The sequence below is a fragment of the Amycolatopsis sp. lyj-84 genome (genome assembly GCF_046549075.1).
GTDB lineage: Bacteria > Actinomycetota > Actinomycetes > Mycobacteriales > Pseudonocardiaceae > Amycolatopsis.
In genome coordinates this window covers 303,249-316,051 of sequence record NZ_JAJPWO010000001.1, presented here as the reverse complement: position 1 = coordinate 316,051, position 12,803 = coordinate 303,249, and the positions used below count along the sequence as shown (strand labels likewise).

Below are 12,803 nucleotides of genomic sequence, written 5' to 3'. Positions count from 1 at the left end.
GGGTCAGGCGTAAGCGCCGGCTTCGATGTCCTCGACGAGGCTCGGTCCGAACGGGGCCCAGTCGAGGAGTTCGCGGGTGCGCGTGCTCGACGCGGACATGTCCAGTGCGAAGAACCTGCCGACGAAGCCGAAGTGCTCACCGGCGTCTTCCGGTGCGACGGACGTCACCGGGACGCCGAGCGTCCGTCCGACGGCTTCGGCGATTTCGCGGGTCGTGATGGCTTCTTCGTCGACGACGTGGAGCAGCGAGCCGGTGGGCGCGCCTTCGAGCCCCAGCCGGACGAGCCGGGCCGCGTCGGTGCGGTGCACGGCCGCCCAGGACGCGGTGCCTTCGCCGATGTAGGCCGAGACGCCGTGCTTGCGGGCGGCCGCGACGAGGGAGGAGACGAAACCGTGGTCGCCCACGCCGTGCACCGAGGGCGCGAAACGGGCGCTGATGACCCGCATGCCCTTCTCGGCGTATTCGAGGGCGAGGTTTTCACTTCCGCCGCGCATGGAATCGGGTCCGAAGGCGGGGGAGGGGTCGGCTTCGGTGGCAGGGCGGCCCTTGGCCAGACCCGAGAGGGCAGAGGCGAGCACGAAGGGCTGTCCGGTTCCGGTCAGCGCGCCGGCGATGGTCTCGACGGCGGCCCGCTCGGTCCGGTTGGACATGGCCAGGTTGCCCCAGTCGTGCTTGTTCGCCAGGTGGATGACGCCGTCGGCCTCGTCGGCGCCGGCACGGATGCCGTCGAGATCGTCGAGGTCACCGCGGCGTACGCGGGCGCCCTTCCGCTCCAGGGTGGCGGCGGAAGCGTCCGAGCGGGCGAGACCGGTGACCTCGTGACCGGCGTCGAGCAACTCGTCCACGATGGCCGAGCCGATCCAGCCGGTGGCTCCGGTGACGAAAACATGCATGGAACTGCTCCTTCTACTGATTCCCGCGGGTGCGGGAAAGTCGTGATTGCAGGACGACGAGCGCCCCGAGGACGAGCACGCTGACGCCGATCACCCGCAAGGCGGTGCTCGTGCCGGCGACGAACGCGGAGATCACTTCGGGGGCGCGGCCGGGCGTCGTGACGGCGAGGGCCTGCGCCACGGTGTGCGGATCGTGGTTCGCGCGGATGTCCGGCGGCAGCGCGTCGACGAACCGTCCGGTGAGGACGGTGCCGATGACCGCGACGCCGAGGGCGCTGCCGAACTCGCGGGTGGTGGCCTGCAGCCCGGCGCCGACACCGGCTTGTGCCGGGGGCAGCGAACCGGAGATGGCGGCGGACAGCGTCGGAAGGGCCAGCGTGACCCCGCTACCGGTCACCACGAGCCAGGCCGCGTAGACGAGATACGGCGTCGAAGCGTCGCTTGTGGACAGTCCGATGAGGCCGCAGCCGCTGAAGGCGAACGCGACGGCGATGGTGGCGTCGACGCCGATGCGCTGGACCAGCCGCCCCACGTGCCGCGCGCCGACGATCACCGGAACGGTCATCGGGATGATCCCCAGCCCGGTCATCAGCACGCTGAATCCCTTGCCGTACTGCAGAAAGGACGCGTTGACGTAGAACAGCGCGAACATCCCGAAGAAGATCGCCGTCATGCCCAGGCAGGCGCTGCGCAGCGCGGGGACACGGAACAACCGGGGATCGAGCAGTGGATGCTCGGCCTTCAGTTCCACGAACGTCCACAGGGCGAACAGCACGACCGCGCCGGCGAACCCGGTCAGGACGATCGGGCTGCTCCAGCCCGCTTCGGGTCCTTCGACGATGCCCAGCAGCAGCGCGACAGTCGCACCGACGAGCAGGGCGGCGCCGAGAAGACTGAGGGGGCGGTCGTGACGCTGTGACACCGGCGCGATCCGGGCGACGGCCGCGGCGAGCACCAGGGCGAGCGGGACCGCGGCCGCGAACAGCCAGCGCCACGACCCGCCGGACAGCACCGCGCCGCCGCCGACGTTGCCGACGACACCGCCGATCCCGGTCATCGAAGCCCAGGTCGCGATGGTCACGCCCTTGCGCTCGGCGGGTACGGCGTGCAGCAGGACGGCGAGGGTGTTGGGCAGCACCGCGGCGGCCCCGATCCCCGTGATCGCCCGGCCCGCCAGCAGCACGGGCACGTTCGGCGCGACCGCCGACAGCAGCGCGCCGACGGCGAACAGCACCAGGCCGGCGAGCAGGACCCCCTTGCGGCCGAAGCGATCGCCCGCGGCGCCGCCGGGAATCACGAGACAGGCGAAGAAAACGACGTAGGTATCGACGATCCAGATCAGCGCCGACGCGGACGGCCGCAGGTCGCCCGCGGCCAGCATCGGGACCGCGAGGTTGATCGAGGCGACCATTCCGACGACGAGCACGACGGAGGCGCACATGACGGTCAGCAGGCCGCGCCCCGATACCGGGCGGCTCGCAGCAGCCTGGGATTCGTCGCGGATGGTGAGTCGGAGTGGCATGTCCATGACGGTATGGACCAGCGGGTACTTCGTGCCACGCAACATTGGCAACGACTAGTTGCGTACGATGCAACTATGGCCGACCAGCTGGACTTGAACCTGCTCCGGGTGTTCGACGCGCTGATGCAGGACGGGAGTGTGACGGCGGCGGCCGAGCGCCTGCACCTGTCGATCCCGGCGGCGAGCCGGGCGCTGGGCCGGTTGCGGCGGGCGATGGGGGATCCGATCCTGGTCCGTGCCGGCCGCGGGATGGTGCCGACCCCGTTCGCGCTCCGGACCGCGCCGCGCGTGCGGTCACTGCTCGACGAGGCGTCGGCCCTGATCAGTGCCGATCGAGAGCTCGCGATCGGCACTCTCGAGCGCACTTTCACCATCCGCATCAACGACGGCGTGGCCGCGACACTGGCGACGGCGGCCGTGGAGGCGACCGCCGCCGTCGCGCCGGGTGTGGTCCTGCGCTTCGTCGGGGAAGGTGCCGAGAGCGCCGAGGCACTGCGAGACGGTTCGGTCGATCTGGACATCGGCGCCGGCGACATCGCGTCCCCCGACATCCGTTCGATGCTGCTGTACCACGAGCGAGTGGTCGGGATCGTCCGCGCCGACGGTCCGCTCGGCCGGATCCGCCACCCGACGCTGGCGCAGCTTTGCCGCCACCCCCACGTTTCCGCTTCCCGGCGCGGCCGGGTCAGGGGACCGCTCGACGACGTGCTCGAAGCCGCCGGTCTCCATCGCCGGGTCGCGGCGACCGTTCCGACGTCCGCCGTCGCCGCGTTCCTCGTCGCGTCTAGTGACTACATCGGACTCGCGCCCCAGCGGCTCGCCGAACAGTACGGCCGGGCACTCGGCATCCGCTGGTTCCCGATCCCCGCGGACCTCCCGGAGATCGAGGTGAGCCTGCTGTGGCACGCCCGGCTCGACGCCGATCCGGCCCAGCGCTGGCTGCGCGAAACGATCCGCGACGCGCTGTCCTAACGGAAATCCTGTCCACTCACCTGGCCCGCCGCGAGTATCGGACCGTGTCGGTCCAGGTGTCGCGGAGTGGCGATTCGGGTTCTGGTGGACCCGTATTTGCCTACCCACTGGATCCTCATGTCATCTTGGTGAGCTTGTTCTGGATGCTGATGTGGGTGAGTGGGGAGGATTTGGGACGTTGACCGTCTCAAATCTTCCCCGCTCCACGTTCGACCGTGTCATCTCGGACACTTCACCTTCGCCCAGGTAAGCAAATACCGGTCCGCTCTAGCCCGAATCGCCACTCACGACCACCTTGACCGACGCCTTCTGCTCCCGAGGCGTGTGTGAGCCCTTCCACGTGAGGGTGGCCGGACGGCGGTCCGGTGGTACAGTCCCGAAGGTTGATCAACACCGTTCGAGTACGAAAGCGAGGTGAGCGGCACATGCCGGAAGACAGTTCTGGAACGACCGGAAGCGGTCGCCGTTCACCCGTGTGCGCGGTGCGCTGACCTTTCCGGTCGCCTTTTCCTGTCTGGCCTTGTGTACGCACGCCAGAAAAGAGCCGGAATCATGAACACCTTCGAAATGCTGCTCAGGGTCGGCACCGGCGTCGGACTGGGCGCCGTCATCGGCATCGAGCGCCAGTACCGCGCCCGGATGGCCGGACTCCGCACCAACGCGCTCGTCGCCGTCGGCGCCACCCTTTTCGTCCTGTTGTCCGCCCACGGTTTCGGCGGGCTGAACACCAGTGGTGACGCCGACCCCACGCGGGTGGCCGCCCAGATCGTCTCCGGAATCGGGTTCCTCGGCGCCGGCGTGATCCTCAGGGACGGGCTGAACGTGCGCGGGCTCAACACCGCCGCCACGCTGTGGTGCTCGGCGGCCGTCGGATCCCTTGCGGGAGCGGGACTTTACGTCGTCGCGCTCGCCGGGACCGCGGTGATCGTCGGAGTCAACGTGCTGTTGCGCCCGCTCGGCCACGTGCTGGACCGTCGCCCCGAGAACCGGGAAGAGTGCTCGGAGCAGGAAGAGCGCGAAACGGCTTGACGAGATGCAGGGGCCGGAAAGCGGCGTCTCCCGGCGGGATTCCCGGTTCATGTTCCCAATGTCGCATTTGAGTCACTGAGCGTCTCAAATGCGACATTGGGAACATGAACCGCTGAGAGACCAGAGAAACCAACGTCCCTGAGCGCTTGGCGGTCAGCAGTCCAGGAAATCCAGCAGGATCCGGGAAAACTCCGCGGGTTTCTCCAGATTGACCATGTGCGCGACCCCGGGAACCACGATTTCCCGGGCGTCGTGCGCCTCGCGTTCGATCTGGTCGGCGATGTCGAGGATGTCCGAGGAATCCAGGTCGCCCACCAGCGTCAAGGTGCGCGGGCTCAGCTCGCCGACGCGTTCGATGGCCCGTAGTTCGTCCATCAGTATGAAGCCGCTGCCGCGGTGCCGGGTGATCGTGTGCGTGTACATCTCCTGGCACCGGCGGCGGATTTCCGGATCGACGTCCGCCGGTGCGCGCCGGGGGCCGTCCACCCACGTTCGCAGAACACATTCGATGGCGGCCGGAAGATCGCCTCTGGCACCCGCTTCTTCGAGTTTCTTGTTCTGCTCCAGGACAAAGGGGTCCTTCGTCGTCATCGCGCTGAGGCCGGTGGCCACGAGGACGAGGTTCTCGACGAGGTCCGGATACGTCAGCGCGAAGTCGACCGCGATCCGGCCGCCGCCGGACAGCCCGACCAGCGAAGCGCGGGGGCGTTCCAGTGCGGTCATCAGCGCGCGGAGATCTTCGTAGTGCTTGAACCGTTCTGTCGGCGTGGACGACTCGCCGTGTCCCCGCGCGTCGTAGCGGATGGCCGTGTAGCGGCCTTCGAGCGCCGTCATCTCGGCGTCCCACATCCGGGAGTCGAGCATCCCGCCGTGCAGCAGGATGACGGGATCACCCTCACCCCGGAGCTCGTACGCCAGTTCGCCGTTCTCGACCGGAATTCTCCCGCTGGGCATACCCGTCACGGTACCGAAAATCGCGAAAGGCCCCCTTCCCCAAAGTGCGGGGAAAGGGGCCTTCGCGTGTGGTGCTTACACCTGGGTCATCTTCCGCAGGACGTACTGCAGGATGCCGCCGTTGCGGTAGTAGTCCGCCTCACCCGGGGTGTCGATGCGGACGTCCGCGTCGAACTCCACCTTGGTGCCGTCGGTCTTCGTCGCGGTGACGTGGACCGTGCGGGGGGTTTCGCCGTCGTTCAGCTTCGTGATGCCCGAGATGTCGAACGTCTCGGTGCCGTCGAGGCCGAGCGACGAGGCCGACTCGCCCGCCGGGAACTGCAGCGGGATGACGCCCATGCCGATCAGGTTCGACCGGTGGATCCGCTCGAACGACTCGGTGATCACCGCGCGCACGCCCAGCAGCGAGGTGCCCTTGGCCGCCCAGTCACGCGACGAGCCGGAGCCGTACTCCTTGCCGCCCAGGACCACCAGCGGGATGTTCTGCGCCGCGTAGTTCTGCGCCGCGTCGTAGATGAACGACTGCGGGGCGTCGTCCTGGGTGAAGTCGCGGGTGTAGCCGCCCTGCACGTCGTCCAGGAGCTGGTTGCGCAGCCGGATGTTCGCGAAGGTGCCGCGGATCATGACCTCGTGGTTACCGCGACGCGAGCCGTAGGAGTTGAAGTCCTTCTTCTCCACGCCGTGCTCGGTCAGGTACTGCGCGGCCGGGGTGCCCGGCTTGATCGCGCCGGCGGGGGAGATGTGGTCGGTGGTGACCGAGTCGCCCAGCTTCGCCAGCACACGCGCGCCCGAGATGTCGGTGACCGCCGACGGCTCCGCCTTCATGCCGTCGAAGTACGGGGGCTTCCGGACGTAGGTGGACTCCGCGTCCCAGTCGAAGGTCTTGCCCTCGGGGGTCGGCAGCGACTTCCACCGCTCGCCACCGTCGAAGACGTCGGCGTAGTCCTTGGTGAACATCTCCTGCGTGATCGCGTAGTCGATGGTCTCCTGGATCTCCTTGGCCGCGGGCCAGATGTCCTTCAGGAAGACGTCGTTGCCTTCGGTGTCCTGGCCGAGCGGCTGGTTCTCGAAGTCGAAGTCCATCGTGCCGGCGAGTGCGTACGCGATGACCAGCGGCGGCGACGCGAGGTAGTTCATCTTCACGTCGGGGTTGATCCGGCCTTCGAAGTTCCGGTTGCCCGAGAGCACCGAAACCGCGGTGAGGTCGTTCTCCTGGATCGCCGCGGAGATCTCGTCCGACAGCGGGCCCGAGTTGCCGATGCAGGTGGTGCAGCCGTAGCCGACCAGGTGGTAGCCCAGCTTCTCGAGGTACGGCCAGAGACCGGCCTTGTTGTAGTAGTCGGTGACGACCTGCGAACCCGGCGCCATCGAGGTCTTGACCCACGGCTTGACCGCGAGGCCCTTGTCGACCGCGTTCCGCGCGAGGAGCGCCGCGCCGAGCATGACCGACGGGTTGGAGGTGTTGGTGCACGAGGTGATCGAGGCGATCACCACGGCGCCGTGGTCGAGGATGAACTCGCCGCGGTCCGACGTGCTGACCTCGACCGGGTTGGTCGGGCGGCCGCTGTGGCCGTTCGCCGCCGACTGGATGTCGACCGCGCCCTCGTCCTTGAAGGAGAGGGCGGCCGGGTCGCTGGCCGGGAAGGACTCCTCGACGGCTTCGTCGACGTTGGTGTGGGGGGGCTGCTCGCCGCCGACGTAGTCGTGGATCGACTTGCGGAACGAGTTCTTCGCGTCGGTCAGCTCGATGCGGTCCTGCGGGCGCTTCGGGCCGGCGATCGACGGGACGACCGTCGAGAGGTCGAGCTCGATGTACTCGGAGTACTCCGGCTCGTGCGACGCGTCGTGCCAGAGGCCCTGCTCCTTGGCGTAGGCCTCGACGAGCGCGACCTGCTCCTCGGACCGGCCGGTGAGCTTGAGGTAGCGGACGGTCTCCTCGTCGATCGGGAAGATCGCCGCGGTGGAGCCGAATTCCGGGCTCATGTTGCCGATGGTGGCGCGGTTGGCCAGCGGCACCGCGCCGACGCTCTCGCCGTAGAACTCGACGAACTTGCTGACCACACCGTGCTTGCGCAGCATCTCGGTGATGGTGAGCACGACGTCGGTGGCGGTGACGCCGGTAGGGATCTCGCCGGTGAGCTTGAAGCCCACGACGCGCGGGATGAGCATCGAGACCGGCTGGCCGAGCATGGCCGCCTCGGCCTCGATGCCGCCGACGCCCCAGCCCAGCACGCCGAGGCCGTTGACCATCGTGGTGTGCGAGTCGGTGCCGACGCAGGAGTCGGGGTACGCCTGGCCGTTGCGGGACATCACCGTGCGCGCGAGGTGCTCGATGTTGACCTGGTGCACGATGCCGGTGCCCGGCGGGACGACCTTGAACTCGTCGAAGGCGCCCTGGCCCCAGCGCAGGAACTGGTAGCGCTCGCGGTTGCGCTCGTACTCGATCTCGACGTTGCGCTCGAAGGCGTCGGCGCGGCCGAAGACGTCGATGATGACCGAGTGGTCGATGACCAGTTCGGCGGGCGCGAGCGGGTTGACCTTGTCCGGGTCGCCGCCGAGGTCGGTGACGGCCTCGCGCATGGTGGCGAGGTCGACGACGCAGGGGACGCCGGTGAAGTCCTGCATGATCACGCGGGCGGGCGTGAACTGGATCTCGATCGACGGGTCGGCTTTGGCGTCCCAGTTGCCGAGCGCGCGGATGTGGTCGGCGGTGATGTTCGCGCCGTCCTCGGTCCGCAGCAGGTTCTCGAGCAGGATCTTCAGGCTGTAGGGAAGGCGCTCAGAGCCCTCGACCTTGTTCAGGCGGAACACCTCGTAGGAGGCGTCGCCCACCTTCAGCGTGTCCTTGGCGCCGAAGCTGTCCTTGCTGGCAGGTGCAGTCACTTCTAACTCCAGTGGCGGGTCAGTTCGGTGTGTTCTCCAGGTCGTTCGGGTCGACCAGGAGCGAGTGTTGCGCACCCCCACCGTAGGTCCGGACCCGGGATGGCACACCTCGTTCGTCTCCACAAACAGTACGCCTGTCCTTTTTGGCTTGCAAGCCGACACGCGCGTAGGGAACGTCTCACCGACCTGCGGCCATTCGAGTGACGAAACGTTCGTCTGTTCGTCCCCCGTTGAGGGGAAATGGTGCCTACGGTGTGTAAGTTCCTGGTGGTGCTTCTGGTAATGCTGTTGCAGCAGTGGCACAGTGAGCTCGTTGTTACAAGATCAGGAGGTGGGCGGATCGTGCGTGGTGAGACCGGGTCCGGGACCAGTGCCCGCCGAGGCATGACCATCGGGGCGCTCGGCGTCGCCTTGTTGCTCGGGGTGACCGGCACGGGCCTCGCGGTCCCGCCGCCCCCGCCGAACCCCAGCGACTCCGAAATCAATTCGAGCAAGGCCGACGCCAACGCCAAGGCGGGCGATGTCGGCAGGCTCACCAATCAGCTGGCCCAGGCCGAGTCGAAGCTCTCTCAGCTCAACGACGAGGTCGAGCTGAAGATGGAAGAGGCCAACAAGGCCCGGGTCGACGCGGACACCGCGCAGGACGAAGCCGCGCAGGCCGACCGCGACGCGCAGTCGGCGCGCACGGAGTCCGACGCCGCGCAGGCCACCATCGACAAGGCGCGCGCGGACCTCGACAAGTTCGCCGCCGCCAGCTTCCAGCAGGGGAGCACGGTCGGTTCGGTGTCGGCGTATCTGACCGCCGACAGCCCCAAGGAACTCCTCGGCCGCGCCCAGATGCTCGACGCGGTCGGCGGCAGCAGGCTCAACGCGCTCGACACGATGAAGCGCGCGCAGACGGAGAAGTCCAACAAGGACGCGACAGCGCGCAAGAAGCTGGAAATCGCGCAGGAGCGCAAGCGAGCGGCCGAGGCGGCCAAGCACGAGGCCGACAACGCCCAAAGCGCCGCGCAGCACGCGCAGGACACCCAGGCCACGCAGAACGGCCTGCTGGAAGCCGACAAGACGAACGTCGAGAAGCAGCTCTTCGAAGCACAGCAGAAGGTCAGCGGTCTTCAGGGGCAGCGACAGCGCTACGAGGACTGGAAGGCGCAGAAGGCCCGCGAGGACGAGGAACGCGCTCGCCAGGCCGCTCTCGCCGCGTCTCGGCCCAGCCCCGGCCAGGGTGGCGGTGGCCGTCCGTCGAGCGGCAGGCCCGCCCAGTCGGCTCCCGCCGGTTCGAGTGTCGAGGCCGTCGTCCAGCGGGCTTTGTCGCAGCTGGGACTTCCGTACGCGTGGGGCGGCGGCAACGGCTCCGGGCCGACACGCGGTATCCGCGACGGCGGCACGGCGGATCGCTACGGCGACTACATGAAGATCGGCTTCGACTGCTCCGGGCTGATGATCTACGCGTTCGCCGGGGTGCGGTCGCTCCCGCACTACAGCGGCTATCAGTACAACGCCGGGCGGAAGGTGCCGCTTTCGCAGATGCGCCGCGGCGACATGCTCTTCTGGGGCGGTAGCGCGCGGGGTATCCACCACGTCGCGATGTACCTCGGGAACGGGCAGATGGTCGAAGCTCCGCAATCGGGTCTGCGGGTCCGGATCGCGCCGGTGCGCTACGGCGGCATCATGCCGTACGCGGCCCGCCTGATCGGCTAGGCGTGGCCTACGCGGGGATCGTGCTGGCGGGCGGCGCCGCGCGCCGTCTGTCCGGTGTGGACAAACCCGCGCTGACCGTCGGCGGGAAACCGTTGCTCGCCAAGGCTCTCGCGGCTCTCGCCGACGCGGATCCGGTGATCGTCGTCGGCCCGGAACGACCGGGCTTCGGCGACGTCCTCTGGACGCGGGAGTCTTCGCCGGGAACGGGGCCGGTGGCCGCGGTGGCGGCGGGACTCGCCCTGGTGCGCACGGAGGTCGTCGTGGTGCTGGCCGGGGATCTCGCCGGCGTCCGGAAGTCCACTGTGGAACGGCTGGTGGCCGCGCTCGGGTCTGCTCCCGGTGCGGTTCTGGTCGACGCCGCGGGGGAGCGGCAGTGGTTGCTGGGCGCTTGGCGCACGGAAGCGCTGCGTGGCGCCTTGCCCGAGAAGGTGGAGAACGCGTCGCTGCGGCGGGCGCTGGGCGGGCTGGAGCTCGTCGAAGTGGCCGAGGAACCGGGGGAGAGCGACGACATCGACACCCCGGAGGATCTGGACCGGTTCTCCTAGCGTTCCCGGGAACGCGTTGACGCGGTTCGGCATCATAAGCCGGTGAGCGACCACCATCTTGACGAAACCGAGTCGGACGTCCTGCGTGACGGCGAAGGATTCATCGAGGATTTCGACACCTGGTTGTCGTTGCTCGCGCTGGAGGACGTACTCGACGAGGCGCTCGGCGAGCCGGAGATCGCCGCCGGTCTCCATCGGGAAGGTCTGCGTGCCGACGACGCGAGGAACGCCGTCCTCGGCAGCGCCACCGCTCTCGCACGGATCCGGATGGAACGGGAACGGGCGGGTGTGGTCTTCGACCGTCCCCGGCGGCTCCCGCTCCGGCAAATGACCCTCCGGGAGGCAGGATGGCTGGCCGTGACCTGCGCGCTGCTGGTGGGCTACCTCCGGATCCTGCAGCTGTCGTGGCAGGCGATGCCTCTGGGTTTTCAGCTGGTCGGGGTACTGGGACTCGGGGCGGTGATCGGGATGGCCGTCCTGGTCATCAGCCGCCGGATCCCCGGTCTGTTCGTCACCGAAGGCAGGGAACGCGGGACGGACCGGGCCCATCCCGAGATGATCGGGCTGGGTGACCGGTGGGAGTTCGTGTTGCACGAAATCGTCCTGCCGGAGCTGCGTGACCACATCCGCGATCACCGGCGGATCCGTGACCGGGTGAACCTCGTCTTCGAAGATCCCGACGCCTCGGCGGAGCTGGAAGCGGGTCTCGTCCGGACCGCCGCGGTGAAGCGGCTTCGCCGGATCGTCGACCGGGCGGAGTCGGTGGCCGTCGCACTGGCCGGGCACCGGGGGACCGGCAAGACCACGTCGATCCGGTCGCTGGAACAGGGTTTGCTGAGCCGATCCGATCAGGCGGCACCGCTGGTCGTGGTCGCCTCCGCGCCCGCCGCGTACGAGGCACGGGACTTCGTGCTGCACCTGCACGCGCTGCTCTGCAAGGCGGTGCTGGCGAAGATCTCGAAGGGATCGCGAGCCGTGCCCGGCCGTCTTCGGCGGCGGGCGGCGTTCGGGCGGTTGCTCCGGACGTCGTTGGCGTTCCTGGTGTTCTGGGGAGTGGTGGCGGTCGCCGTCCGGCTCCTGTGGGGCGGGACGGCGGCGCAGGACCTCGGGACGTTGGCGGTCGAGGTCGTGAACGGACGTGTGACGCTTCAGCAGCTGTGGACAGGGCAGCCGACAGCACGGCTCATCGCGCTCGGGTTGGTGTCGATGTTCCTGCTGCGGCTCGTGATCGGTGTACTGGCCGCCGGTGTCACGGTCACGCGCCTGCTGATCGCGCGCCGCCGCGATGTCCGCCTGGCGGGCTTCCGGCGCGTCACCGAACAGCAGCTCGATCGGATCCGGTTCTTGCAGACCTACACGACCGGATGGTCCGGGAAGCTCAGCATGCCGCTGAAGGGGGAAGCCGGCCGGACGTGGTCGACTCAGCGCGCCGAGCAGCAACTCACCCATCCGGAGGTCGTGGACAAGTTCCGGGAGTTCGCCGAACTCGCCGCGGTGAACCTCGCTGGGCGGGTCGTGATCGCGATCGACGAACTGGACAAGATCGGGGAGCCCGACAAGGCGCACCAGTTCATCAACGACGTGAAAGGTGTCTTCGACGTCCCAGGATGCCTGTTCTTCGTGTCCGTTTCGGACGACGCCGTTCTCGGCTTCGAACAGCGCGGGCTCGGCGTCCGTGACGTCTTCGACAGCGCGTTCTCGGAGATGGTGCGGCTCGAACCGTTCACTTTGGACGAAAGCAGGCTCTGGATCGCCTTGCGGTTGCGGGGGGTCTCCGAGCAGTTCTGCTATCTGGCGCACTGTCTTTCGGGCGGCTTGCCGCGCGACCTCAAACGCTGCGCCGTCGAAATGGCGGATCTCGCGAGCGAGATCTACCAGCCGTCCTTGGAGGTCGTCGCGCGGAGCCTCGTCGCCGGGGAACTGACCGGCAAGACCCGGGCCTTCACCGCCACCGCGGCCACCCTGGAACGGTCGCCGGAACTGGTCGCGCTGACCACGGATCTGCTCGGTATCCCGGGAACCGACGCACCGGAGGAACTGGCCGAGATCGCCGGCCGCCTGGTGCGGACCGAAGAGGACACCGCCGCGCCGATCAGCGATCTGCGATGGCACAGCGGCTGTTTCGTGCTGTTCTGCGCGACGGTGCTGGAAGTCTTCGACGACACGCTGACCGGTGACCGGCTGAGCCCCGGGTTGCACCGGCTCGCCGTCGTCCGGCAGCGGATGGCCATGCACCCACGGCAGGCGTGGGACGACCTGGTGGAATTCCGGAAGGGGCGGGGTTCGGGAGAGTAGACCGGGGC

The 12,803-nt window shown here is 68.4% G+C and carries 8 protein-coding genes and 1 pseudogene; 5 read left to right on the top strand and 4 right to left on the bottom strand.

Annotated features, from left to right (window positions below):
* Positions 1-3: 3 nt before the first annotated feature.
* On the bottom strand, positions 4-894 hold the full coding sequence (locus tag ACLJRM_RS01555; RefSeq protein WP_410661973.1) for an SDR family oxidoreductase: 891 nt from the start codon (positions 892-894) through the stop codon (positions 4-6).
* Between the two features lie 13 nt (positions 895-907).
* Positions 908-2,335 carry an MFS transporter gene (locus tag ACLJRM_RS01550; protein WP_410662429.1) on the bottom strand — a complete coding sequence of 476 codons (1,428 nt, stop codon included), beginning with the start codon at positions 2,333-2,335 and terminating at the stop codon, positions 908-910.
* Positions 2,336-2,491: 156 nt separating this feature from the next.
* Here ACLJRM_RS01550 and ACLJRM_RS01545 point away from each other — a divergent pair, with 156 nt between their 5' ends.
* The gene (locus ACLJRM_RS01545) at positions 2,492-3,388 is read left to right on the top strand and encodes a LysR family transcriptional regulator (protein ID WP_410661972.1); all 897 of its coding nucleotides are present in this window, start codon (positions 2,492-2,494) and stop codon (positions 3,386-3,388) included.
* Positions 3,389-3,940: 552 nt separating this feature from the next.
* A pseudogene (locus ACLJRM_RS01540) lies at positions 3,941-4,402 on the top strand (MgtC/SapB family protein); the annotation flags it as partial.
* A gap of 168 nt (positions 4,403-4,570) precedes the next feature.
* On the opposite strand, the gene ACLJRM_RS01535 reads toward ACLJRM_RS01540, so the two are convergent.
* The gene (locus ACLJRM_RS01535) at positions 4,571-5,371 is read right to left on the bottom strand and encodes an alpha/beta fold hydrolase (protein WP_410661971.1); all 801 of its coding nucleotides are present in this window, start codon (positions 5,369-5,371) and stop codon (positions 4,571-4,573) included.
* 75 nt (positions 5,372-5,446) lie between these two features.
* A complete protein-coding gene (gene acnA, locus ACLJRM_RS01530) occupies positions 5,447-8,254 on the bottom strand; it encodes an aconitate hydratase AcnA (protein ID WP_410661970.1) in 2,808 nt (935 codons plus the stop codon).
* 342 nt (positions 8,255-8,596) lie between these two features.
* Between acnA and ACLJRM_RS01525 the strand changes: the two genes are divergently transcribed.
* From ACLJRM_RS01525 to ACLJRM_RS01515, 3 genes are read left to right on the top strand one after another with little or no spacing between them, the layout of a single operon-like run.
* The gene (locus ACLJRM_RS01525) at positions 8,597-9,955 is read left to right on the top strand and encodes an NlpC/P60 family protein (protein ID WP_410661969.1); all 1,359 of its coding nucleotides are present in this window, start codon (positions 8,597-8,599) and stop codon (positions 9,953-9,955) included.
* Between the two features lie 2 nt (positions 9,956-9,957).
* Positions 9,958-10,500, top strand: coding sequence for a molybdenum cofactor guanylyltransferase (locus tag ACLJRM_RS01520; protein WP_410661968.1), 543 nt, complete (start codon positions 9,958-9,960; stop codon positions 10,498-10,500).
* Positions 10,501-10,542: 42 nt separating this feature from the next.
* Positions 10,543-12,795, top strand: a complete 2,253-nt coding sequence (locus ACLJRM_RS01515) for a P-loop NTPase fold protein (protein ID WP_410661967.1) — start codon at positions 10,543-10,545, stop codon at positions 12,793-12,795.
* Positions 12,796-12,803: the final 8 nt, after the last annotated feature.

Bases quoted from the DNA above. Each gene is read 5' to 3' on its own strand.
- ACLJRM_RS01545 (WP_410661972.1), top strand. From the start codon at position 2,492: ATGGCCGACCAGCTGGACTTGAACCTGCTCCGGGTGTTCGACGCGCTG.
- ACLJRM_RS01535 (WP_410661971.1), bottom strand. From the start codon at position 5,371: ATGCCCAGCGGGAGAATTCCGGTCGAGAACGGCGAACTGGCGTACGAG.
- ACLJRM_RS01550 (WP_410662429.1), bottom strand. From the start codon at position 2,335: ATGTGCGCCTCCGTCGTGCTCGTCGTCGGAATGGTCGCCTCGATCAAC.
- ACLJRM_RS01555 (WP_410661973.1), bottom strand. From the start codon at position 894: ATGCATGTTTTCGTCACCGGAGCCACCGGCTGGATCGGCTCGGCCATC.